General features: G+C 60.4%; 24 protein-coding genes. 3 read left to right on the forward strand and 21 right to left on the reverse strand.

Going from position 1 to position 23,844, the window contains the following annotated elements:
- Positions 1 to 41 precede the first annotated feature (41 nt).
- The 9 genes from flgJ to flgB form a co-directional block, all read right to left on the reverse strand.
- Complete coding sequence (flgJ, locus tag EYW45_RS18060) at positions 42 to 1,064, reverse strand: flagellar assembly peptidoglycan hydrolase FlgJ (RefSeq protein WP_161136801.1); 1,023 nt, start codon at positions 1,062 to 1,064, stop codon at positions 42 to 44.
- A gap of 2 nt (positions 1,065 to 1,066) precedes the next feature.
- Positions 1,067 to 2,233: a flagellar basal body P-ring protein FlgI gene (locus EYW45_RS18065; RefSeq protein WP_161136802.1), complete on the reverse strand. Its 1,167-nt coding sequence runs from the start codon at positions 2,231 to 2,233 to the stop codon at positions 1,067 to 1,069.
- A 14-nt stretch (positions 2,234 to 2,247) separates the two neighbouring features.
- On the reverse strand, positions 2,248 to 2,934 hold the full coding sequence (locus tag EYW45_RS18070) for a flagellar basal body L-ring protein FlgH (protein WP_161136803.1): 687 nt from the start codon (positions 2,932 to 2,934) through the stop codon (positions 2,248 to 2,250).
- Positions 2,934 to 3,719: a flagellar basal-body rod protein FlgG gene (flgG, locus tag EYW45_RS18075; protein WP_161136804.1), complete on the reverse strand. Its 786-nt coding sequence runs from the start codon at positions 3,717 to 3,719 to the stop codon at positions 2,934 to 2,936. Before flgG ends, EYW45_RS18070 begins: the two co-directional genes overlap by 1 nt.
- Positions 3,720 to 3,825: 106 nt before the next feature.
- Complete coding sequence (locus EYW45_RS18080) at positions 3,826 to 4,587, reverse strand: flagellar basal body rod protein FlgF (protein WP_161136805.1); 762 nt, start codon at positions 4,585 to 4,587, stop codon at positions 3,826 to 3,828.
- A 38-nt stretch (positions 4,588 to 4,625) separates the two neighbouring features.
- Positions 4,626 to 5,828 carry a flagellar hook protein FlgE gene (gene flgE / locus EYW45_RS18085; RefSeq protein WP_161136806.1) on the reverse strand — a complete coding sequence of 401 codons (1,203 nt, stop codon included), beginning with the start codon at positions 5,826 to 5,828 and terminating at the stop codon, positions 4,626 to 4,628.
- Between the two features lie 71 nt (positions 5,829 to 5,899).
- The gene (locus EYW45_RS18090) at positions 5,900 to 6,613 is read right to left on the reverse strand and encodes a flagellar hook capping FlgD N-terminal domain-containing protein (RefSeq protein ID WP_161136807.1); all 714 of its coding nucleotides are present in this window, start codon (positions 6,611 to 6,613) and stop codon (positions 5,900 to 5,902) included.
- Between the two features lie 32 nt (positions 6,614 to 6,645).
- Positions 6,646 to 7,062 (reverse strand): flagellar basal body rod protein FlgC, encoded by a 417-nt coding sequence (gene flgC, locus EYW45_RS18095; RefSeq protein ID WP_161136808.1) that lies wholly within the window; start codon positions 7,060 to 7,062, stop codon positions 6,646 to 6,648.
- A 15-nt stretch (positions 7,063 to 7,077) separates the two neighbouring features.
- Entirely contained in the window at positions 7,078 to 7,485 is a 408-nt protein-coding gene (gene flgB, locus EYW45_RS18100) for a flagellar basal body rod protein FlgB (RefSeq protein WP_161136809.1), read from the reverse strand.
- A gap of 187 nt (positions 7,486 to 7,672) precedes the next feature.
- Here flgB and flgA point away from each other — a divergent pair, with 187 nt between their 5' ends.
- The 3 genes from flgA (at position 7,673) to EYW45_RS18115 (ending at position 9,264) form a co-directional block, all read left to right on the forward strand.
- Positions 7,673 to 8,392 carry a flagellar basal body P-ring formation chaperone FlgA gene (gene flgA, locus EYW45_RS18105; protein ID WP_161136810.1) on the forward strand — a complete coding sequence of 240 codons (720 nt, stop codon included), beginning with the start codon at positions 7,673 to 7,675 and terminating at the stop codon, positions 8,390 to 8,392.
- A gap of 102 nt (positions 8,393 to 8,494) precedes the next feature.
- Positions 8,495 to 8,776 (forward strand): flagellar biosynthesis anti-sigma factor FlgM, encoded by a 282-nt coding sequence (flgM, locus tag EYW45_RS18110; RefSeq protein WP_161136811.1) that lies wholly within the window; start codon positions 8,495 to 8,497, stop codon positions 8,774 to 8,776.
- 5 nt (positions 8,777 to 8,781) lie between these two features.
- Positions 8,782 to 9,264 carry a flagella synthesis protein FlgN gene (locus EYW45_RS18115; RefSeq protein ID WP_161136812.1) on the forward strand — a complete coding sequence of 161 codons (483 nt, stop codon included), beginning with the start codon at positions 8,782 to 8,784 and terminating at the stop codon, positions 9,262 to 9,264.
- A gap of 163 nt (positions 9,265 to 9,427) precedes the next feature.
- Here the strand turns inward: EYW45_RS18115 and flhF are convergent, their stop codons facing one another.
- The 12 genes from flhF to motA all read right to left on the reverse strand — a co-directional run bounded on the left by flhF (position 9,428) and on the right by motA (position 23,693).
- Positions 9,428 to 12,193, reverse strand: coding sequence for a flagellar biosynthesis protein FlhF (gene flhF / locus EYW45_RS18120; RefSeq protein WP_161136813.1), 2,766 nt, complete (start codon positions 12,191 to 12,193; stop codon positions 9,428 to 9,430).
- Positions 12,190 to 14,307, reverse strand: coding sequence for a flagellar biosynthesis protein FlhA (gene flhA / locus EYW45_RS18125; protein WP_161136814.1), 2,118 nt, complete (start codon positions 14,305 to 14,307; stop codon positions 12,190 to 12,192). Before flhA ends, flhF begins: the two co-directional genes overlap by 4 nt.
- Positions 14,308 to 14,314: 7 nt before the next feature.
- Positions 14,315 to 15,466 (reverse strand): flagellar biosynthesis protein FlhB, encoded by a 1,152-nt coding sequence (flhB, locus tag EYW45_RS18130; protein ID WP_161136815.1) that lies wholly within the window; start codon positions 15,464 to 15,466, stop codon positions 14,315 to 14,317.
- 145 nt (positions 15,467 to 15,611) lie between these two features.
- Entirely contained in the window at positions 15,612 to 16,247 is a 636-nt protein-coding gene (cheZ, locus tag EYW45_RS18135; RefSeq protein ID WP_161136816.1) for a protein phosphatase CheZ, read from the reverse strand.
- Positions 16,248 to 16,256: 9 nt separating this feature from the next.
- Entirely contained in the window at positions 16,257 to 16,646 is a 390-nt protein-coding gene (gene cheY / locus EYW45_RS18140; protein WP_161136817.1) for a chemotaxis response regulator CheY, read from the reverse strand.
- A 54-nt stretch (positions 16,647 to 16,700) separates the two neighbouring features.
- Positions 16,701 to 17,759, reverse strand: coding sequence for a protein-glutamate methylesterase/protein-glutamine glutaminase (locus tag EYW45_RS18145; RefSeq protein WP_161136818.1), 1,059 nt, complete (start codon positions 17,757 to 17,759; stop codon positions 16,701 to 16,703).
- Positions 17,756 to 18,628, reverse strand: a complete 873-nt coding sequence (locus EYW45_RS18150) for a CheR family methyltransferase (protein WP_407924934.1) — start codon at positions 18,626 to 18,628, stop codon at positions 17,756 to 17,758. Before EYW45_RS18150 ends, EYW45_RS18145 begins: the two co-directional genes overlap by 4 nt.
- 23 nt (positions 18,629 to 18,651) lie before the next feature.
- Positions 18,652 to 19,152 (reverse strand): chemotaxis protein CheW, encoded by a 501-nt coding sequence (cheW, locus tag EYW45_RS18155; protein WP_161136819.1) that lies wholly within the window; start codon positions 19,150 to 19,152, stop codon positions 18,652 to 18,654.
- An 11-nt stretch (positions 19,153 to 19,163) separates the two neighbouring features.
- Positions 19,164 to 21,377 (reverse strand): chemotaxis protein CheA, encoded by a 2,214-nt coding sequence (cheA, locus tag EYW45_RS18160; RefSeq protein WP_161136820.1) that lies wholly within the window; start codon positions 21,375 to 21,377, stop codon positions 19,164 to 19,166.
- 17 nt (positions 21,378 to 21,394) lie between these two features.
- Complete coding sequence (locus EYW45_RS18165; protein ID WP_161136821.1) at positions 21,395 to 21,784, reverse strand: response regulator; 390 nt, start codon at positions 21,782 to 21,784, stop codon at positions 21,395 to 21,397.
- 14 nt (positions 21,785 to 21,798) lie between these two features.
- Positions 21,799 to 22,818: a flagellar motor protein MotB gene (gene motB, locus EYW45_RS18170; protein ID WP_161136822.1), complete on the reverse strand. Its 1,020-nt coding sequence runs from the start codon at positions 22,816 to 22,818 to the stop codon at positions 21,799 to 21,801.
- A gap of 11 nt (positions 22,819 to 22,829) precedes the next feature.
- Complete coding sequence (gene motA, locus EYW45_RS18175) at positions 22,830 to 23,693, reverse strand: flagellar motor stator protein MotA (RefSeq protein WP_161136823.1); 864 nt, start codon at positions 23,691 to 23,693, stop codon at positions 22,830 to 22,832.
- Between the last annotated feature and the right edge of the window lie 151 nt (positions 23,694 to 23,844).

Below are 23,844 nucleotides of genomic sequence, written 5' to 3' on the forward strand. Positions count from 1 at the left end.
TTAGGCGTTATGAATGATTAACGGCAGGACGACGGCGATATTTAGCGCGCGATGGAAATATCGGCGCGCGCCACGCTTCCCTGCATCAAGCTCATGATATCTATGAGCTTTTTCGCATAGTTTGGATCGGTCGCGTAACCTGCCGCTTGAATTTTGTGCGCAGCGTCGACCGCGTTGCGCGCGGTCGTTACAGACTCGTACCGCGGGCTGTTGCCAATGAGGCGGGCGTAGTCGGTGAACGATTCCTCATAGGAGTTGTAGGCGCGGAACGGCTGGATCATCTTGCGCGGCACGCCATCCACGAATTCGGTGGTCATCACGTTGACCACCTTGCCCGACCAGTTCGATCCTGCCTTGATGCCGAACAGGTTGTAGGAGGTCGAGCCGTTCTCGTGCTTGATTTCGCGTTTGCCCCAGCCCGACTCAAGCGCAGCCTGACCGAGAATCAGACGCGCCGGCACGCCGCTATCTTCGGCGGCGACGTTTGCCGCATCGCGCATGCGAGATACAAATGCAACGACATGATCGGGCGCGCCATCGGCGGCTGCATCTGCACGATCGCCAGGACGATTCCGCTCGAGTACTTGCAACAGCGCCGAGATGCTCGGCATGCTGCCCTCTTCCGGATTGAACGCGCTGTCCACCCGCAGCTTGCGTGCAAGCAATCCCGCAGGCGAATTGGCTTCGGGGCTGCCGTCCGGTACGACGTTCTTGTCGTCGCCTTCGGTTTGCAACGTGCCACTGTTTCCCTGCATCTGGCGCAACAAGGCCTGCGCCAAGCCGATCCCGGGGTCCGCTAGCTGCAGTGCCAACTGCTCGTCGGCCATCGATTGCACCATGCGCGTTTGGTCAGTATCGAGCATCCCCGATTTCGGCATGGCTTGCCGCATCTGCTTGAGCATCATCTGCAGGTAAAGCGCCTCAAACTGCTGCGCAACCTTAGCCTGATGTGCGGCGCCGGTGGGACTTTCACGCACTTCGCGCTTCAAGTCCGACAAGGCGGTCATATCGAAAACCGAACGTTGACCGCCCGTGGAGGTAAGCGGATTGCTCGATATCGCCATGGTCAGATGATTTCCAGTTCAGCGCGCAGGGCACCGGCGGTTTGCATCGCCTGCAGGATCGACAACAGATCTTGAGGCGTGGCACCTAGCGCGTTAAGCGCCTTGACCACATCGGCAAGATTAGCGCTGGTACTTACGCGCTGCAACGAACCGTTGTCCTGACGAATCTCGATTTGCGTATTGGGAACCACGACGGTCTGGCCGCCACCAAATGGCGTGTTCGGCTGGGAAACTTCGTTTGTGCGGTTGATGATGACCGACAGGTTGCCGTGCGCCACCGCCGCCTCTTCGATCATGACCGTCCGGTTCATCACGACAGAACCGGTTCGTGCATTGATGATGACCTTGGCCGCAGCAGCGGCCCGCGTGACTTGAAGGTTCTCGACCTGCGACAGGAATGCCGCCTGCGCCGACGGTTCGTACGGCCCACGCAATTGGATGACACGTCCATCCATTGCCTGCGCGGTGCCGTTGCCGAACTGACGATTCAGCGCCGCGACCGCATTCTGTGTCGTGCCGAAGTCTGTGGTGTTCATCTCGAGATACATCAAACCGTCCGAAGCAAACCGTGTGGGCACACTGCGCTCCACAATCGCGCCTGCGGTAATCCGGCCGCCGTTCAGCTGATTGATCTGCACGCTCGAGCCGCCAGCCGATGCGCCGGCGCCGCCCACGAGAATATTGCCTTGGGCAATCGCGTACACCTGGCTGTCGGCACCTTTCAACGGTGTCATCAGCAACGTGCCGCCTCGCAAGCTCTTGGCGTTACCCATCGACGACACGTTGATGTCGAGCGTTTGACCGGGTCGCGCGAAGGCCGGCAGCGTGGCCGTGACCATGACGGCCGCCACGTTCTTGAGCTGCATATTGCTGTTGGGTGGCAACGTGATGCCCAATTGCGACAGCATGTTCGTCAGGCTTTGCTGCGTGAACGGCGTCTGGCGCACTTGGTCGCCACTACCGTCAAGTCCGACGACGAGCCCGTATCCGATCAGTTGGTTGCCCCGCACGCCCTGAAGCGACGACAGATCCTTCAAACGCTCGGCCTGCGCGGGTGTTGCAGCGGCGAGGCCCGCGAGCGTTGCGCAGACGAGGACCGTTGCGAGATGCTGCGCGGCGCCGATTGCCCGGCGGTTCAATATTGACGAGAGTGATATAAGCGACGACATGGTTGCCGATAACATTAGAACGGGGAAGCCAACAGGAAGAATCGTTGCAGCCATCCCATGGTCTGCACCTCATCCATGATGCCCTTGCTGCGATACTCGATACGCGCATCGGCGACCTGCGTCGACGACACCGTATTGGCACCGCTGATGGAGCGCGGGTCGACGACCCCTGAAAATCGAACGTACTCACTGCCGCGATTGATGGCGATCTGTTTTTCGCCGGCAACCTGAAGGTTACCGTTGCCGAGCACCCCCACCACGGTTGTGGTGAGCGTGCCGGTAAAGGTGTTGTTTGCCGTCGAATCGCCCTTGCCAGCAGCGGTATTGGCTCCGGAGGCGTCAGTATCGAGCTTGGCATTGGCCCAGCTGTCCATGAATCCCGGTGCGGCGCCCACACCAAGGCTCGCTGCACCTGTACGGCTCGTGTTCGTCGCGACGTTCTTCGCCGCATTCGTACGTTCATTCAGAACGACCGTCACAATATCGCCCACATTGCGCGGACGACGATCCTCGAACAGCGGATAGCTGCCGTACACGGTGGGCTGATAGATAGACCCGGTAGGCTGCTGAGGCGGAAACGGCGCCGGAGGAATTGCCGTAGTCGGACCTTCCACGACGGGCTCGGGCGGAATCAAAGCGCAACCGGTTACCAAGGACAACAGTCCAATTGTTAACCCAGCGCGCAATAGACGCGTATTCATCAGAGCTGCGTCAGACGCGCGAGCATCTGGTCCGAAGTTTGAACAGCCTTGCTGTTCATTTCATAAGCGCGCTGCGTCGTGATCATGTTGACCAATTCTTCGGCGACGTTGACGTTCGAGGTTTCGATGTATTTCTGGAACAATTGACCGGCGCCATCGACCCCCGCTTGCAGCACGTTGGCCGGGCCTGATGCATCGGTTTCGACGTAAAGATTCTCACCCACGTTCTGCAGGCCCGTTTCGTTGATGAATGTGGCCAACTGCATCTGGCCCACTTGTACGCTTTGACCCGTTGCACCCGGCTGCGTCACGGACACCGTACCGTCTTTGCCGATGGTGATCTCCTGAGCGTTGTCGGGGATGTTGATCGGAGGCTGAACCACATAGCCGCCTGCGGTGACCAACTGACCTTCACTGTTTCGCGCGAGTTCGCCGTCACGTGTGTATGCCTGCGTGCCATCGGGCAGTTCGACCTGCAGGAAGCCCTTTCCGTTGATCGCCACGCTCAACGAACTGCCCGTCAGCTTCATGTCGCCTTGCGTATGCACGCGCTCTGTAGATGCGACGCGCGCACCCGAACCCAATTGCAGACCTGTCGGCAACTGCGCCGTATCACCCACTTGCGCGCCAGGCTGACGCATCGTTTGATACATCAAATCTTGAAATACCGCGCGACCTTGCTTGAAGCCGTTGGTGTTGACGTTGGCCAAGTTGTTGGAAATAACATCCATAGCCGTCTGTTGGCTTTCCAGACCGGTCTTGGCAATCCAAAGGGCGCGCATCATGATGAGAAATCCTTGAGGGTGGCGGTGAGAGCCACCGCGGCAATACTGTTCAAAAAAAAAGGGGGTTCGCAAGGTCGGCGCACGCCCGTGGCGGCGCGACTGCGGATTAACCGCTGACGGACAACAGGCCGTTGGCGCGTTGTTCGTTCGCATCGACGTTCTTCAACACCTGCATCTGCATTTCGTAACGGCGCGAATTCTCGATCATGCCCACCATGGACGTGATGGGATTCGCATTGCTGCCTTCCAGCACACCGGAAGTGACCTTCAGGGTTGCATCGGCTTGCTGGGCAGGCAATGTCTGACCTTGCGCATCCACAGGACGGAACAAGCCGTCATCACCGTGAATCATGGCGGTCACTGGCGGATTGACGAGCTTCAATCGCCCGAGGTTGAGAATCGTGTTGGGCGGGTCGCCGGCACCGACCGCAGTGATCGTGCCGTCCGATGCGATCGTCAACGATGCGCCGGGTGGCACCTCGATCGGTGCATTCTGCTCGGACAACACGGGTTGGCCCTGGGCGTTCTGCAAAAGGTTGTTGAATCCCACTTGCAATGCACCGTTGCGGCTGTAGGCCTCGCCTTCGGGCGTTTGAAATGTAAACCACCCCTCGCCGTTCAGGGCAACATCCAACGCGCGCCCGGTCGATTGCATCGGCCCGACCGCAAAACTGTGCCCCGGGGTCGACGCCACGGTCGCAACACGCGTCGAATAGCTGTCGCCGTCGCCCATGGGCACCGACCGGTACATCGCGAGCTGCTCGCGAAAACCCGGCGTGCTGGCGTTGGCCATGTTGTTGGTCAACACCGCCTGGTGCTCCATCAAACGGCTTGCGCCGTTCATGGAGGTGTAGATAATGCGATCCATGCGTCAGCTCCGTGGCGTGCTCGTGCCGGTCAATAGAATTAACGAATCTGAAGCAGCGTTTGCAGCACTTGATCTTGCGTCTTGATCGTCTGCGCGTTGGCTTGATACGTCCGTTGCGCGATGATCATGTTGACCAATTCGTCGCTGGTGTTGACGTTTGAGGCTTCGAGCTTGCCGCCGGTGATCGTCGACAGGCTGTTCGTGCCCGGCTGACCCAGCACCGGCTGGCCCGACTCGGGCGACTCCGACCAGGCGTTGCCGCCGATCGGGGTCAGACCCATTTCGTTGTTGAAACGCGCCAATGCCACAGTGCCGATCACGGTCTTGGCGCCGGAGGAGTAAGAGGCGACGATGCTGCCGTCGGCACCGACGGCCAGACCGGTGAACGTACCCGACGCATTACCGTTGGGCAGCGGCGTATTGCTGAAGTCGCCCGCGAATTGGGTCACCTTGCCGTAGTTGAAGGCGATCGTCAGGTCATCTGCCGGCGACGTGGTGCCACCGGGGTTCGGGAACGTGATCGACACGGGTGTGAGCGGCGTGACCAACGTGCCGTTCTCGTTGAATGTGAGCTGTTGAGGCGTACCTTGCTCGGTGCCATCTAGAACGTAGCGAACTTCGTAGACACTATTACCGCCAGCACCTTCACGCTTGATGAAGTACTGGTCCATCGTGTGGCCATTACCGAGCGAGTCGTACACGGTCATCGTTGCACGATTCGTGTACGTATCTGCGTTGGTGATATCGAACGCAGGCGTGGCCGGAATCGGCGTCGCGCCGGCGCGCAGGTTTGCCGACAATTGCGCTGTGGTCGTGGCCGTGGGTGCAACATCGCCCAGCGCCAGTTGCAACGCGACGGGATCCTGGCCCACGCCACCACCGGGGTAGCCGGTCAGGCGTTGACCCAGCGCATTGACCACGTAGTTGTCTTTGTCCAAGCCGAATTCGCCATTGCGCGAATACACCACGCCGCCGGTCGTATCCTGAAGACGGAAGAAGCCTTTGTCGTTCAGCGCCATATTGAGCGAACCGTTACCTTCCACGATCGACCCCGTTGCGAAACGCTGGTTGATGGCCGCGACCTGCACGCCAAGACCCACACGTGACGTGGCATACACGTCAGCGAACGAGGCGGTGGCGGCCTTGAAGCCGATCGTCGACGCGTTGGCAATGTTATTGCCGATCACGTCCAGATTCTGCGATGCAGCGTTCAGTCCGCTGAGTCCTTGTCCGAAGCCCATGTCGGTATCTCTCTTAAAAGGTATTGATGACTACGCGAATGGCGCAGTGCGTAGAAAATAGGGGAAGCCGTTTAACTGCCGAAAACCTTGCGCACATCCGCCACACTCACCTGACCGTTGAGCCCGAGGTCGAGCGTGGCGCCCGCCGAGGTGTAGGAGAGGCTGTCGACTTTGGCGTACTTCAATACTTCCGTGGAGGCGATCGCCGTGCCGGCGCTATCTTCAGCAGTCACTGCGACCTGATACTTGCCATCCGCTGCAGGTGTCTTGCCATCGGTAAGGCCGTCCCACTCGACCGTGGCGATCCCGGCGCTCACGTTTTCCAACGTGATCGAGCGCACGAGGTTGCCTGCGGCATCGCTGATCTTGACCGTTACCTTGGCGGCGCCGGTCGTAAGATCCAGCCCGATCGGCGTGGCTTCACGTTTCGTAGGATCGGCAGGATCGCTACCCAGCAATACATCGGTGCCCGGTACAAAAACGTTTTTACCGATCATGCCTTGCGCAGCCAAGCCTTGCGACACACCCACCTGCCCCGACACGATGGCCATCGTTGCATTGAGCTTTTCGATGCCTTCGACCGTCGATATCTGCGCCAACTGCGTCGTCATCTGCGCGTTGTCCATCGGGTTGAGCGGATCCTGGTTCTTCAGTTGCTCGACGAGCAACTTCAGAAACTGATCCTTCATATCGGAGGACGTAGAGGTAGTTCTTTGCGCATCCGCCTGGGCTGCAAGCGCAGCCACTGCGGCGTTCTGATCGGTCGAAGAAGTAACGACGGCCATGGTGTATTCCGAGAAAATTCTGTTGATCGGGCTTATTGCCCGATGGTGAGCGTCTTTTGCATCAGCGCCTTCGCGGTGTTCAACACCTCGACGTTGGCCTGATAGGAGCGCGACGCGGAGATCATGTTGACCGTCTCGGCCACCGTATCGACGTTGGGCATCGTGACGTAGCCCGTTTCGTCGGCCAGCGGATGCGTCGGCTGATAAAGGCGCTTCATCGGCGCGTTGTCCTGCATGATGCTGGCGACCTGTACGCCACCGACTTCCTGACCGAAGGTCTGCCCCGGTGTGGGGGCAACCTGGAAAATCACTTGCCGGGCACGAAAGGGCTGCCCATCGGGTCCCACGGCGCTGTCGGCATTTGCCATGTTGCTCGCCGACACGTTCATCCGCTGTGACTGTGCGGTCAGCGCCGAACCGGCGATATCGAAAACACTCATCAGTGCCATGGTGGTCTTGCGTCCTTACTCTTGAATGGCTGACAGCATCGTGCGGATCTTTCCGGAGACGAATTGCAGGCTGCTTTGATACTTGAGGGTGTTGTCTGCGAACTGCACGCGTTCGTTATCCATTTCGACCGTGTTGCCATCGAGCGTGGCTTGGTAAGGTGTGCGATACAGCAGTTCGGCCGGGCCGCTGGAAACTGCCGATGCCGGAATATGGCGGGCGGACGTCAGGGTGAGATGCGTTTCATTCAGACGCTTCTGATCGCCCATGGCGTTCTGCATTGCCGTCTTGAAATCGAAGTCGCGCGCTTTAAAGTTGGGCGTGTCCGCATTGGCAATGTTCGACGACAGCACTTCCTGGCGCTGCGCGCGAAGCTCGAGCGAGTTCTGAAAAAAGCTGAGATCGTTGCTGATCCGGTCTAGCATGCGTCGATTCCTTGGGCTTGAGGGCGCTGCGCTCTGACGCCCGACATTCGGACGCCGCCGCGTTACCCCGGCTTTTTCGATGAAGGAATCATAGGTGGCGGCAGTGCAAGACAATCAAATGAACAAGCGGCTGATTCCTCGCCAATTCGACTATTGACGGTTTGCGGCGATCGATAGAATTCCTGTTATGAATCGATCAGCCCATTTTCTTCTGGTAGCCGCGCTCGCCACCCTTGGTGGCGCCGTCTCAGTCAATGCCGCGCCGATTGCGGCCGGCACAACGCCGGACGAGGTGGCGATGGCTGCGGTCGCGACGTTCCTCAGGCAAGAGGCCGCACGCGTGCCCGGCTATACGGGTCAAGCGGAGATCAGCGTCGATCGTCCGCGAAGCGCAGAATTGGCGGAATGCGACGCCCTGCAGGCCTTTTTGCCTCCCGGCGCGAAATTGCGCTCGCGTACCTCGGTCGGCTTGCGGTGCACCGCGCCCGCCGCATGGACCACGTATGTGCAAGCCACCCTCAGTGTGCCGATACAGTATTTCGTGGCTGCGCGCCCGGTCGCCTCCGGGCAGCGTCTGAGCATGGACGACCTGGAGGCCCGCGAAGGCGATGCCCTTCGTCTCCCCTTTGGCGCCGTCACCGATCCGTCAACGCTGGTGGGCATGACGGCAACCAGCCGGATGACAGCCGGACGCCCGATCCGGGCGAATGGCCTGCGCAGCGCCGATTCCGTGGTCCGCGGACAACAGGTGCGCATTACCGCGCGCGGACCCGGATTCGTGGTCAACAGCGACGGACACGCGCTCGAAACGGCACCTCCCGGCGGCACCGTTCAGGTTCGTACTGCATCGGGCCAAACCCTCACCGGCATCGTCCAACGCTCGGGCGTCGTCGAAATACCGATTTGAGATCGCTCAACACCTAAAGTTTCTCTACAATCTGCCGTAATCCAAGGCAAGCGGATATCGGGTTGAACAATTTTTACCCGTCCTTGCCCTGCGGAGTCTATCTTGAAGATCAATGCCTCGACACCTCGTGTCGCCGTCCCCTCGGAACTCGTCACCTCGCGTAGCGAGTCGGTTTCCGGCGCGCAGAGCGCAAGCACAGGAAGCGCGCAAGTAGCCCTTAGCGCCGCGTCCCGTCGCATGCTGGCCCTGCAGGATGGCAGCAATGATATCGACGTTGAACGTGTGGCGGCCATCCGCGATGCGATCGCGTCAGGTCAATTCAAGATCGACACTAGCCGGATTGCGGATGGACTGATAGCCACCGCCCGTGACCTGCTTAAATAAACTCAATGACCGCATCCTTAGACCGACTCGTAGAAACCATTCAAACTGAATCAACCGCCCTCGATCGCTTCGTTACGATCCTGGAAGCGGAACGGGCGATCCTCGGGCAGCGCGACAAGCTTTCCGAGCTTGATAGCATCACCCACAGCAAGGCAGCGCTCTCCGAAGAGCTTGCGGCCTGCGCCGTCAAACGCAACGAAATCTTGACCGAACTGGGTGAGGCCCAGGGCTACAAGGGCATGAACGCCATTGCAGACACCAATGCTGCCGTGGCCTCGGCCTGGGCTTACCTGCAGGACGTGGCCGTTCAAGCCAATCAATTGAATTCAGGTAACGGCGCAATTGTGCAGGTGCACTTGAGCGATACGCAGCAAGCCCTCGAGGCATTGCGAGCGTTGTCGACGGGTGGCTCCCCGGGTGGCGCCGTATATGACGCGCGCGGCCGCTCACAGTCGACCACCACGCGCCGAGGCATCGTCGCCGGCTGACGATGCGACCGTGTGCCGGCCATCCGCGCGCACAGATCGAACATTAAAAAGCACAAGGGGCGGATCATCCGCCCCTTGTGCTTTGCTGCAGATATCATCCCGCCGCTGATCCTATATCACTAGGCGATCCAGTCCCGCCGCTGATCGAATCCTGCCGCCGACCTCATCCCGCGGCCGTCATGTCCAGCATGGCGAACAAGCGCGCGACGGCAATCGGCATACCTTTGGGTGTGAGCGCCGCCTTTCCACTCAGCGCCGTCATCAGGGTACGCAATGGCGCCGCGTCGGCCGCCGCGCTCAAACGCCAGCACGCTGCAGCCAATCGATTTGCATCGGCTACGCGACGCGCCAGTCCATACGTCGGGCTGCATGGCGGCAAGGTGGCCAGCGCAGCAGTCAACAAAACGAAAAATTTCCGGCCGGCGTCCTGCTGAAGCAAACGTACGACCATCGAATGAACGTCGGCTTCATGCGCACTGATATTGCTCATGCCGTACAGCTGGTTGCGAATGGCGCCCGAGATGGGGTCGATCCACTTTACCGTCACCATGCGCCAGTTTGGTGCGCCAGCCTGGCGCCCCGCGGGCGACACCATGGTGGCGGCCGCCCAGACCGTCATGTCTCCTGCGCGCGGATCGGCACCCTTAGCCGAACCTGCGCCACCGGCAAGCTGCGCAAACAATGCGGGATGGTCAGAAAGATCCACCGGCAGGTAGCCCAGCGACTTGCCCACTGCCTGCAACGTGGTCGGACATTCGTCGTGGACGATGCGGGTACTGCCAGCGTAACGCGAGACCCATCGTACGCCGTCCGCGCTCAGTGCCTGACACAACGCGCGGGACGCAGCATCGAGCAGGTGCACGATTTGCGTATCCACTGCTGCCGGGGAGATCACGGCAATACGCGCACGCAGGGCTTCGTCGGCGGTGCGCGACTCGGTGCCGTCCGAGAAGGACGACAGCGTACCTTGCCCCAGAATCAATTGGTGCAACGGTGCACCCAAACTCCGGCCTTCGGCATCGATCCATAAGGCGCTGGACAAGTTGCCGGCAGCCGCGTGCCATCCGCGCGTACTGACTTTACCGTGAACGGCGAGCACTTCGCCTGTCGCATGCCGGGCGACCATCGACTGATAAGCGCGCGCGCCGTCCACGATCGTCGTGCGTGCGGTGGTCGGCGCCGCCTCGGACGATCCGGCGGCTGCATTGTCAGCCCCCGGCGTTCCGCCCTGCCTCGCGGCCCAATCGGCACGTGCAGCCAGGAAAGTCGCATCGCGCGTCATCACTTCCAAGGATGCATTGAGGGCCTTGAAGGCCTGCTCGGCATGACCACTATTGGCGTCGAACGGCTGAGCCAGGCTCAGCAGCTTGCGCCGCTGTGCCTGGAGATCGTTGGTGTCGCGCGCCTCGGCACGCTCGGTGGCAGCGCCCCAAAGTGCCGCCATGTCCGACTCATCTGCAGCGAACAAAGGCTTGTCGGCTGCCACGCTCGAGAAGGCATGATCGACGAGGCGCGCCGCCGACGGCAGCGAAAAATCTTCGGGCACCTTCTGACCACCGGCCACGTAGTGAATCGGCAGACGATGACGAATGGCGGTATCCAGCACTGCGCCGAGTCGCGAGGCTTCGTCCAACTTGGTGATTACGCAGCCGCATACATCCTCGCCTACCCCGTGGCGATAGGCGTGTGCCACCTCATCCAAGGTGTCGCCCTGACTGGCCGCATTGAGGACCAGCAAGCGTCGAACGGGCCGCCCTCCCCCCATCAGCATGGCAGCCTGCTGTGCAAGCTTGCGATCGCGCTGACTGATGCCTGTCGTGTCGATGAGCACAATGCGCCGGTTGCCCCACTCATCCAACGTTTGACGCAGCGATGCTGCATCACGCACTGATCGCGTGGGAATGGACAACAACTGCCCGTAGATCTGCAATTGTTCAACCGCACCGATACGAAAGTTATCCGTGGTGAGCATGGCAACCTGGTCGCGACCCACGCGGGCCACACAGCGCGCGGCGAGCTTGGCCAGCGTCGTCGTCTTGCCGACGCCGGTTGGGCCCACCAACGCAAATACGCCACCCGTTTCCCACAGCGGCGACTCGTCGACCTGAAGCGGCAAATGCGTCGTGATCTCTTTACGCGCCCAGGCCAGGGCCTGTTCGGCAGAATAGCCTTTGGGCAAGCGCTCGAGCAACGCGCGCGCCAGGGGCGCACTGAAGCCTGCTTCAAGCAGGCCGCGAAAGAGTGCCGCGCCTGCGGGCTGCCCCAGCGCGCCCTTCCCCCACATCAGACCTTCGATACGCGTTTCAAACGTGCGCTGCAGCGACGAGATCGCATCCTGCAGTTGCGCACCGACGCCCGCGTCTGCGGTTTGCGTGGAAGACGCTGCACTGTTGCCGATGGCCGGTTGACTGGCCGGCGCGGCAGCGGATGCCGGCGAAGCAGATGGCGCCGAGACTTGCGGCGAGGGCGCAGACATCCGCGCTACTGATGGCGGCATCGGCGCCTGCATCTGAGGAGGTGCTTCGCTGGGCAGCATTGCCGCGGCGTACGCCGAAGCTCCACGATGAATGGGTGCGGGGGCATGCGCGCTAGCATATGCCGGCAGGCTCGGCGCGGGTGTATGCGGGCTGCTGTAGGACGGCATGCTCGGCACAGCGGCCGCGCTGTTCGATCGTTCGGACCCCGACCCTTGAGATGCCCCGTCGGAGATCCCATCCGATCGCTCGCCAGACGAGGATCGTGGATCGCGCTGTCGATCCGATTGCGCGTCGTCGCGTTCGTCAACCGAATCATCGGCCGACGCCGCCATGACCTCGATTCCGCCGCCGACCCGGCGATTAGAGACAATTAAGGCATCCGGACCCAGGGCGTCGCGCACGAGGCGCATCACCTCACGGCTGTTTTCGGCTACGAAACGGAGGATGTTCACGAGTTAGTTCCACCAATCAGATTGGTGACGCGCACCATGCGTTCGTCAGGAATTTCGGTATTGGCCAGCACGCCCAGTTGGGGCAGATGATGACGCAAAAAGCGTGAGAGCGACGGCCGCAGCAGCGGCGACACCATCAACACGGGGACGTTGCCGGCAGCCTCTTCTCGAGCGACGCAGGTCTGCGCTTCGCGTAGCAGGGTTTCGGCAAGACCCGGCTCAAGTCCACCGCTCGTCGTGAGCGCCTGGCTGAGCACCCGTTCGAGTTTGACGTCGATACCGATCACGCGAATCTCCCCCTCGCCCGGGTAGTATTGCTGCACGATCGCACGGCCGAGCGACCGCCGAACCAGTGCGATAAGCTCGTTGGTATCCGGCTGACCACCCGCGCTTTGCGCAATTGCCGACAGGCGCGGCGCGTTCTCGGCCAGCGTATCGATGATCGTGCGCATATCGCGTATCGGCACTTCCTCGGCCAGCAATCCGCGCAGTACTTTCTGCAGCACGGTAAGCGACAATGTCTTGGGTACGAGATCTTCAACCAACTTCGGCGCTTCGCGCGACACCCGGTCCAGCAACGACTGCACCTCCTGACGGCCAAGCAACTCACCGCCGTGACGATGCATCAAATGATTCAGATGCGTGGCGATCACCGTTCCGGAATCGACGACGGTGTAGCCCGACACCTGCGCCTGATCGCGCATCCCGGCATCGATCCACGTGGCGGGCAGGCCAAAGGCGGGATCGGTGGTGGTATTGCCCGGCAATGTCATGGTGACGCCGCCCGGATTGATCGCCAGAAATTGTCCCGTCAGGGCGACGCCCCGCCCAATCTCCACGCCTGAGAGCAAAATGCGGTAATCGTTGGGCTTGAGCTCCAGGTTGTCTCGGATGTGTACGACCGGCGGCAGGAAACCCACATCCTGAGCGAACTTCTTGCGCAGGCTTCGGATACGGTTCAGCAACTCTCCATTTTGCGAGTGATCGACCAGCGGAATCAGCCGATACCCCACTTCCAGTCCGAGTTGGTCGACCATCGATACATCGTCCCAACTTGCCTCGGCGGCGGCCGCATCGGCTTGCGCCTGGACCTGCGCAGCCGGTTTCGTGGCGGCCTGCGCTTCCACGGTTTTACGCTTGTTGAGGTAGTAGCCGCCCACCGCCAAAGCGGTTGCCAACGACAGGAACGCCACATGCGGCATGTTGGGAATCAAGCCCATGATGCCGATAATGCCCGCCGTCAGAAACAGCACGGCCGGATTCGAGAACAGTTGGCTCAGCATCTGTGTGCCGACGTCCTGATCCGTCGACACGCGGGACACGACCACGCCGGCGGCGGTGGAAATGATCAATGCCGGAATCTGGGCGACCAAGCCGTCACCGATCGTCAACAGCGTGTAGACGCGCGCGGATTCAGCAAATCCCAGATCGTGTTGCGCGACCCCGACGATCAGTCCGCCGATCACGTTCAGGAACATGATCATCAAACCCGCGATCGCATCGCCGCGCACGAACTTGCTGGCGCCGTCCATCGAACCGAAGAAGTCCGCTTCCTGTGACACCTCGGCACGCCGGCGTCGGGCTTCATGCTCGCCGATCAAGCCCGCATTCAGATCGGCATCGATCGCCATCTGCTTGCCAGGCATCGCGTCCAGGGCAAAGCGCGCACCCACTTCCGCGATCCGCCCTGCACCCTTCGTAATCACCACGAAGTTGATCAACGTGAGGATGATGAAGAGGATGATGCCGACAGCAAAGTTGCCACCGATCAGAAATGTGGCGAACGCTTCAATGACGTGTCCCGCAGCATCAGGACCCGTATGGCCATTCAGTAGCACGACCCGCGTGGACGCGACGTTGAGCGAAAGGCGCAACAGCGTGGCGAACAACAACACCGACGGAAACGCGGCAAAGTCGAGCGGCTTGCTGGTGAACATCGCCACCAGCAGGATCATGACCGACAACGCAATATTGAACGTGAAGAAAAGATCCAGAACGAACGGCGATAGCGGGATGATCATCATCGCCAGCACCATGACGATCAACAGCGGCCCTGCCATCAGCTTCGCGTGACTGCCGCCGTTACGTCGCAAGACGCTTAAGAAATTACCCATGACCTATCTACTCCACGCCCGCGGACGGCGATTGCGGGTCCAGCGCGGGCGGTACGGCAAGTTGAGACGGCGCGACGGGATGGACACCAAAGCCCGGTCGCCAAACGCGAAGTTGAAACACCCAAGCCAGAACTTCCGCGACGGCCGTGTAAAGGTCTGCCGGAATTTCCTGGCCAATATCCACATGCTTGTGGAGGGCACGCGCCAGCGGTGGCGCTTCCAATGTGGGAATACGGTGCTGTGCGGCGAGTTCGCGAATCTTGAGCGCGATCAGGCCGGATCCTTTGGCGATCACTTTGGGCGCACCGCCACCGGCTTCGTTATATTTCAAGGCAACCGCAAAGTGCGTGGGATTGGTCACCACGACATCGGCCTTGGGCACCTCGGTCATCATGCGACGACGGGCCATGGCACGCTGCTCTTGACGAATACGCGCCTTGATATGCGGGTCGCCGTCGCTTTCCTTGTGTTCCTGCTTGACGTCCTGCTTGGACATACGCAGTTTCTTGTAGTGCTGCCAAAGTTGCCACGGCACATCGAGTGCCACGATGATCAGCAGCGATGAAATGATGAGGGCTGCACACAGGGCAACCACGCTGATCATCCGCGCCAACGCTTCGGGTGCCGCGGCGTGCATCAGCGCCAACATCTCGCGGTGATAGTGCCAGATGACTGCGGCGCCGATGCCGCCCACCATCACCGCTTTCGCGACCGCCTTGAAGAGCTCTGCCAGGGTTTGGGCCGAGAACATCCGCTTGATGCCAGCAATGGGGCTGATTTTGGAGAACTTGGGCGCCAATGCTTGCGCGGAAAACACCAGTCCGCCCAAGACGATCGATGACACGACCGCAGCGACCATCAACACCCCGAATATCGGCAACAGCATGAGCAACACCTGGCCGGCGGAATCCACCGCCATGGCGACCATGACGCCCGGATCGTGAATAATGCGCTGATCGAAGGCCAAGCCGTGGCGCACCACGCCACGCAAGTCGCGGTACATCGCGGGACCTGCCAGCCACAATGCTGCCGCACCGGCTGCCAGCAAGGCGAACGTACCCAACTCGCGCGAACGCGCAACCTGCCCCTCCTCTCGCGCCTTTTCAAGGCGCCGGGGAGAAGCGGCTTCTGTCTTTTCGAGATCGCTTTCTTCGGACATTCGGCAATGCGTTACGGTGCGGGCACGGAGGTCGGCCCAGGTCACCCATAACGCATTCTAGAATTCGGCAAGACGCCGCGATCGTGGAAGCAACGGGCGGAAAACCACCCTATTCCACCACCATCGTCCGAAGATGTGCCTGCGCTTAAAAGCCCAGGCTGGCCAGCAGGTCGTCCACCTGATCCTGACTGGTGACGACGTCCGCCTTGCCGGCGGGATTGACCTGGGGCCCGTTCAACAAGCCTGCGGCCTCGTCGCGGCGTTCCTGCGGCACATTGTCGAGCAACACCTGCACGAGTTCGCGCTCGATGAGCCCGATCACATCCATCATTTTCATGATGACCTGGCCCGTCAGGTCCTGGAAGTCCTGCGCCATGATGATTTCCATCAACTTGGCCTGGGTGATGTGCGTCTGCGCAGGCACGTGACCAAGATAGGCACGGGTATCGGCGACAAGGGCCTTTGCGTCCGTCAGCTCGAGCGGCTGCTGCTCGAACCACTCGGTCCAACGACCATCGAGTGCCTTCGCCTGCTTGGCCAGACCGTCCTGAATCGGCTGCGCTTCTTCGGTGGCGGTCAGCACGCGCTCGGCGGCCTGTTCGGTCATCCGGGCCACATAACGCAAGCGGTCACGCGCGTCCGGAATCGCTTCGGCGGCGTCCTTGAGCGCTTGATCCAGGCCGAGTTCGCGCACACTGTCGCGCAGCATGCGCGTGAGCGACGCAATCTTGTGGATCAGATCGGGCGACTCGGTGATCATCAATGGCGGAGATGTAGTCATCGTGGATCCTTAAGCACCGAGCTTTTCGAAGATCTTGTTGAGCTTCTCTTCAAGCGTTGCAGCGGTGAAGGGCTTGACCACATAGCCGTTGGCGCCAGCCTGAGCGGCCGCGACAATGTTTTCCTTCTTGGCTTCAGCCGTCACCATCAACACGGGCAGCTTGGAAAGCGCAGCATCGGCGCGGATGTTTTGCAACATCGTCAACCCGTCCATATTGGGCATATTCCAGTCCGACACGACGAACTGAAAGCCGCCATTGCGCAGCTTGTCCAGTCCCTGCGCGCCGTCTTCCGCTTCGTCGACGTTCTCGAAGCCCAGCTCTTTCAGCAAATTGCGGATGATGCGCCGCATGGTGGGGAAATCATCCACCACCAGAATTTTCAGACTTTTGTCTACCATGGTCGAACTCCAGAAATTGAAATGCCACGCACGGTGACCGATGACGGTATCGCGTCAGACGCGATTACCTCGGTCGCCGACATGCGCCAAAATATGTTCACTCATTGAATTCAATGTGACGACGGACTCGGCGGCACCCAGGGCGATAGCCTCTCTGGGCATACCGAATACGACGCAACTTGCCTCGTCCTGCGCCACCGTGTGTGCGCCCGCCTGGCGCATCTGCAACAGACCGGCCGCGCCATCCTTGCCCATGCCGGTCAGGATCACGCCGATCGCGTTGCGTCCAGCATTCGCGGCAGCTGAACGAAACAGCACATCGACCGACGGGCGATGACGATTGACCGGATCACCGGCTTCGAGCTCGACCACGTAATTGGCGCCACTGCGGCCCAAGCGCATGTGTTGCTCGCCACCAGGCGCCAGATAGACGTGACCAGGCAGAACGCGCTGACCGTGCTGAGCCTCGCACACAGTGACGGCACACAGCGAATCGAGCCGCTGCGCAAACGACCGCGTGAAACCGGCAGGCATGTGCTGCGTGATCAGGATGGCCGGGCTGTCTGGCGGCAACGGCTGCAGCACCGTTCGGATGGCTTCGGTGCCGCCCGTGGACGAGCCGATGATGACCAGCTTCTCGGAACTGGACAACGGCCGCTTCAGCGTCGCCACCGGTGGCGCACTTGCCGCCGGCGCGGCGGGTCGAATACGAGCACGTGAGGCTGCGCGAATCTTGTCGGCGATCATCTCGGTGTACTCGAGCAGGCCGTCGCGAATGCCCAGACGCGGCTTGGTCACGAAGTCGATCGCGCCCAACTCGAGCGCGCGCAGCGTGATCTCGGAGCCGCGCTCAGTAAGCGAAGACACCATCACGACCGGCATCGGCCGCAAGCGCATCAGTTTTTCAAGGAAATCGAGGCCATCCATGCGGGGCATTTCGACGTCCAGCGTCAACACATCCGGATTGTGTCGCTTGATCAGATCCCGCGCCACGTAGGGATCGGGCGCAGTCGCCACCACTTCCATGTCGGGCTGACCGTTGATGATTTCGGTCATCAGACCGCGCACCAATGCAGAATCATCTACACACAGGACCTTAATTTTTTGCGTCATACATCCTTCTCCCGCAGCACACCCCCACTCGCCAGCTCATATACCGTTTGTCCGCGCAGGCGGAAACTCTGGGTGATGTACGTGAAATTCTCGGAATGTCCCGCAAACAGCAACCCGCCCGGCTTGAGCAACGGCGCGAATCGCTCCAGAATCCGCGCCTGCGTGGGTTTATCAAAATAAATCATGACGTTGCGACAGAAAATAACGTCGAAACGAGTATCGATCGACCAACTGGGGGCAAGCAGGTTGAGCGTATCGAACTGCACCATCGACGCGATCTCGGGCTTGACGCGCACCCGGCCGGCAGAGGTATTGCGCCCCTTGAGGAAGAAGCGTCGCAGGCGCTCCTCAGACATCTTGGAGACGCGCTCGAAGTTATAGGTCGCCTGCCGCGCTTGCGCGAGCACATTTGTGTCGATGTCGGTGGCGAACACCGACGCATTCGACACTTTGGGACCCAGTGCTTCTGCCAAGGTAATCGCGATCGAATAAGGCTCTTCGCCCGTGGACGCCGCACAGCACCACACCGAAATCGGCCCGGGCCGCGTTCGCACGAAGGCATCGAGCAGCGGAAAATGATGCGCCTCACGGAAGAACGATGTGAGGTTGGTCGTCAACGCGTTGACGAAATGCTCCCACTCCGGCGCATCGTGCCGCGCCTCAAGATCGTCGAGATAGCGCTTGAACGCCACCTGATCGAGCGCACGCAAGCGCCTGGAGAGGCGGCTATACACCATCTCGCGCTTGTGTCCGCCGAGCGAAATGCCAGCGCGTGCATGAATCATGCTTCGCACACGTGCAAAGTCGCTATCGCTGAATTCGAATTGCCGCTCGGCGGTGAAGCCAGATTGGACGTCCAAGGTTTGCACGCCGAGATGCCTACTAGATAGTGTTAGCTTGCGACTTTTTCGACCAGCGCCATCTCGTCGCTGGTCATGAGGCGCTCGATGTCCACCAGGATGAGCATGCGCTCGTCGACGGTACCCAGACCGGTCAGATACTCAGTGGACAGCGTGGCGCCGAACTCGGGCGCCGGACGGATCTGACCCGCGTTGAGCATGAGCACGTCGGATACACCATCGACCACGATGCCGACCACGCGGCGATCGAGGTTCAGGATGATCACAACGGTTTGCTCGTTGTATTCGACCTTGCCCAGGTTGAACTTGATGCGCAGATCGACGATCGGCACGATGATGCCGCGCAGATTGGTCACACCCTTGATGAACGTGGGCACATTGGCGATGCGGGTGACCACGGCGGCGTCGTATCCGCGGATCTCCTGCACTTTCAGGATGTCGATACCGTACTCTTCCTCACCCAGGGTGAAGACCAGAAATTCGCTGCCGGCGTCTTCGACGCGCGCATGGTGGCTTTGGGGCTTTGCGGCCATGATGTTCTCCGTTAATTCAAAAGGGCTTCGGCCGAAAACGACTTCTCGCGATTAGCGCGTGCCAGCGCAAACACATCGATGATGAGCGCGACGCTGCCGTCACCCAGGATGGTGGCGGCCGAAACGCCAGGAACCTTGCGATAGTTGGATTCGAGATTCTTCACCACGACCTGGTGCTGTCCGACGAGGTGGTCGACGAGCAACGCGAATCGGCGCTCCTGTGCTTGCATGATCACCGCAATTGCTTGCATCGGATCCGCTTGCGCACCGGCCACATCAAAGACGCGGTGCATCTCGACCAGCGGCAAGTACTCACCCCGGACCAACAGCACGCGCTCATTGCCCGTGACGGAGTAGATCTGATCGGACGTGGGCTGCAGCGACTCGGTGACGTGATTCAGCGGCAGAATGAAGGTTTCCTGACCGACGCGAACCGACATGCCGTCGAGAATGGCCAACGTCAATGGCAAGACAATGCGCGTGGTCGTACCTTCACCCGGCGTGGACGACAATTGCACATGACCGCCCATGTCCTGGATGTTGCGTCGAACGACGTCCATGCCCACACCGCGGCCGGAGATATCCGTCACTTTTTCGGCCGTCGAAAAGCCCGGCGCGAAGATCAACTGCCAGACTTCGTCGTCGCTGGCGTTTTCACTGATGGCGATGCCTTGTGAAATCGCTTTCTGCAACAAGCGTTCGCGGTTCAGACCGCCGCCGTCGTCGCTGACTTCGATGACGATGTTGCCGCCGCTATGCTGCGCCGACAACATCAGATTGCCAACGGGATCCTTGCCTGCAGCAATACGCTTTTCAGGCGTTTCAATGCCGTGATCCAGACTGTTGCGCACCAAGTGGGTAAGCGGATCGATGATGCGCTCGATAAGGCTCTTGTCCAGCTCGGTTGCACGACCGATCGTCTGCAACTCGATCTGCTTGCCCATCTTCGTGGCAATGTCTCGCACCACACGCGGGAAGCGGCTGAATACATAATCCATCGGCATCATTCGAATGGACATGACCGACTCTTGCAGATCGCGCGCATTGCGCTCCAGTTGCTCCATGCCGTTGAGCAGACGATCGTGCAAGACGGGGTCCAGCGTGGAGGCGATCTGCGCGAGCATGGCTTGCGTGATGACGAGTTCGCCCACCAGATTGATCACCTGATCGACTTTCTCGACGCCCACACGAATCGACGTGTTTTCCTTGTCGGCGCCCGACGCACCTGCGGCCGGCTTGGCCGCCGCGCGAGGTGCCGCGGGTGTGCTGGGCGCAACCGGCGCCGCATTGGAGGTGATCGAAATATCGCTTGCGCTCGTGGATTGCGCCTGCGCCACCACACTTGCCGCCTCTTGTGCAGCCTGCTGCACCGCAGCCGGTGCGGGCGTAGCGGCTGCCACGATCGTGGGCGCTGCAGCCGACGGCGATGCTGCGGGCACCGGTGCGCCATAGGCTTCGCGCGAAATACCGATCTGGTCGCCGTCGACGATAAAGCAGCATACGGCCTCGATGTCGTCAGCGCTGCAGGTGCTGTCTACCCACACCGTCAGGGACTCAGCACCCTGCTCGTGGCCGAGCACGCGGCCCAGATGACCCATTTCCTCAAGCAAGGATTGCGCATCCTTGCCACTCACCCCCGAGATGCGCACGCATAGCGGCAGACTCGTATCGGTGATGGTGGCAGCGGAAGATGCTGCCGGCGCCATGGCCGCCACAGCAACGGGTGCCGGCTGCGCGGTCGAAACCTCCGGCGTGGCAACTGCAACAGGGGCAGCCGGTGCTGCTGGTGAAGCCGATACCGAGCCGCCGCCCTGCAGCGCTTCGCGGTGCTCGTCAGCGATCTGCCGCAGAATGCCGCAAATGCGCGAAAAGGTTTCCTCATCGGGCACTGCAGAAGCGCGATAAGCGTCAAGTTGGCTTTTCAACACGTCCTTGGTTTCCAGAAAGGTGTCGATCATATCGGTGCGCAGAGCCATCTCGCCCCGGCGGATTTCGTCGAGCAGGTTTTCGAGCAAATGTGTGGTTTCAGCCAGGTGCTGGAAGCAACCGAAGGTGGCCGCACCGCCCTTGATCGAATGTGCCGCACGAAAAATGGCGTTGAGTTGCTCGATGTCGGGCGTATCGACATCCAATTCGAGCAACAACTGCTCCATCTGTGCGAGCAGTTCGTCCGCTTCGTCGAAAAAGGTATCGAAAAATTGACTCAGGTCCAAAGTATTGCTCATGGGTTAGAGAACTTCGATTAAAGAGTGGAAGCCTGAGGTTGCATCAAAATCTCGGTGGCCATATCGAGCAATACGTCCGGATCTACGGGCTTGCCCAACCAACCGCGCACGCCCAAGTCACGTGCGGCGAGTTTGCTTTCCTGATCTTCTTCCGTGGTGAGCACCAGAACCGGCACATCGCGATGCTGCGGCGACGTGCGCAATCCCTGGATCAACCCCAGCCCACCCATGACAGGCATATTCCAGTCGGTGACGACCAGGTCGACCGACTTATCGGCGATTGCCGCAAGTGCGTCCTTGCCATTGCTGGCGACGAGGACAGACCAGTTATCGCTCGCCAGCGTGGCTTGAACGATCATGCGCATGGTGGCGGAATCGTCGGCTACCAGAATGGTCTTGCACGGCATGGAATGAAAAACTCCTATTGAGATACAGCGGCGTTCGCCGGCGTTGTTGCTCCCGATGACCGAAGGCCACCGGAAGGCGTAACGTTGCCGGCGGTTGCCGCATCGCTTTCGGGTGCCGCAGCACCGCCAGAAACGGCAGCATCGAAATCGGACACGCCAGACACGGGAGATCCCCCGGCGGCTGCATTCTCGGCTTCGATACGACGTTGCGTTCGGAAATTGAGCACGATCAAGCTGATACGTCTATTAACGGCAGCATATGGATCATCTTTAATCAGGCTCATGCTGGACGACAAGCCCATGATCCGCAGCACCTTTCCTTCGTTCATCCCGCCGGCGACCAACTCCTGCCGGGACGAGTTCGCACGGTCGGCTGAAAGTTCCCAGTTGCTGTAAGCGCGCTCACCGCGCGCGTACTGAACCGCATCGGTGTGGCCCGACAGCGAGATCTTGTTGGGCATGTCATTCAAAACGGGACCGAGCTCCCGGAGAATGTCGCGCATATAAGGCTGCACGTCGGCACGGCCGGTGGCGAACATGGGACGATTCTGCGCATCGACGATCTGGATGCGCAGACCTTCGGTCGTGATGTCGAGCAGCAACTGCGGGCGAAACGCGCGCAGTACCGGACTGGATTCGATCATCTGTTCCAGCCGGCGCTTCAGATCTTCAAGCCGGCGCATGTCGCGCCGCTCGGCATCTGCGGCAGCCTGCACACGCTCCCCATTGGAACGGCGCACCTCACCCTGATCGCGGATCGGATCGGATCCTCCGCCCGGTATCGCGCTCGTTTCCGCCGAACTATTCGGGCCGCCGACGATCGCGGCCTTCAGCGGCATCTTGAAATAATCGGCGATTCCCTTGAGCTGCTCGCGGGGCACAATGCTGACCAGCCACAACACAAGAAAGAACGCCATCATGGCCGTGATGAAGTCGGCGTAGGCAATCTTCCAACTGCCGCCGTGGTGACCGCCACCACCCCCGCGCGCCTTCTTGCGGCGCACGACGATACGATGATTATTAGGGGTACTCATTGCGTGCCCGGTCAGGTCTTCGACTTGGTCTGCTTAACGTGCTCTTCGAGCTCGGCAAACGACGGACGCACGGATGAGAAAAGCACTTTCCGGCCGAACTCGACAGCCAGTTGCGGCGGGTAGCCGTTCATGCTGGCCAACAAGGTGGTCTTGATGCACTCAAGGATCTTCATCGACTCATCGGACACGCGCTGCACGCGCGAACCGAGCGGGCCCACGAAGCCATAGGCCAACAAGATACCGAGGAACGTACCGACCATGGCCTTGGAAATCAGGTCGCCAAGAATTGCGGGCGGCTGATCGACCGCAGCCAGGGCCTTGATCACGCCCAGCACTGCGGCCACGATGCCGAATGCGGGCAAGCCGTCGGAAACGGATTGCAGCGCGTGCGCAGGCACATCGCGCTCATGGCGATAGGTTTCGATATCTTCATCCATGAGCGTTTCGATCTCGAACGAACTCATGTTGCCGCTGATCATGATGCGCAGGTAATCCGTGATGAATTCCATCAATTTCGGATCTTTGGTAATGCTGGGATATTCGCTGAAAATCGGGCTGGAGGTGGGATCCTCGATGTGCGATTCGATCGCCATCAGACCTTCGCGGCGCGCCTTGTTGAGCAGCACATACAAGAGGCCCATGACCTCCATGTAGCTTTGCTTGCTGTAGGGCGCGCCCTTGATTGCCAATGGGATCGACTGCACGACGAGCTTGATCGATTTCTTGCTGTTGCTTGCCAAGAAGGCGCCGAACGCGGCGCCGCCGATCAAGGTCAGCTCGAGCGGCTGGTAAAGCGCGCCCAAATGCCCGCCCAGTCCGACAAAACTGCCGACGACCGAGACGATGACGACGATGAATCCAAAAATGATTAACACGGTGGTCCCTGCCTAGCTGGTACGTAACTACCCAGCGCTCATCTTCGCTTGAAGGCCGACCTTCGGATCGCTGAGTTACCGGCCATTTTCAGGGGCTCTTCATCGCTTATGAGCGCCGGATGTTGGAAACTCAAACGCCAGCGAGTGCGCC

Source organism: Schauerella aestuarii (genome assembly GCF_009866805.1).
GTDB classification, from domain to species: Bacteria; Pseudomonadota; Gammaproteobacteria; order Burkholderiales; family Burkholderiaceae_B; genus Schauerella; species Schauerella aestuarii.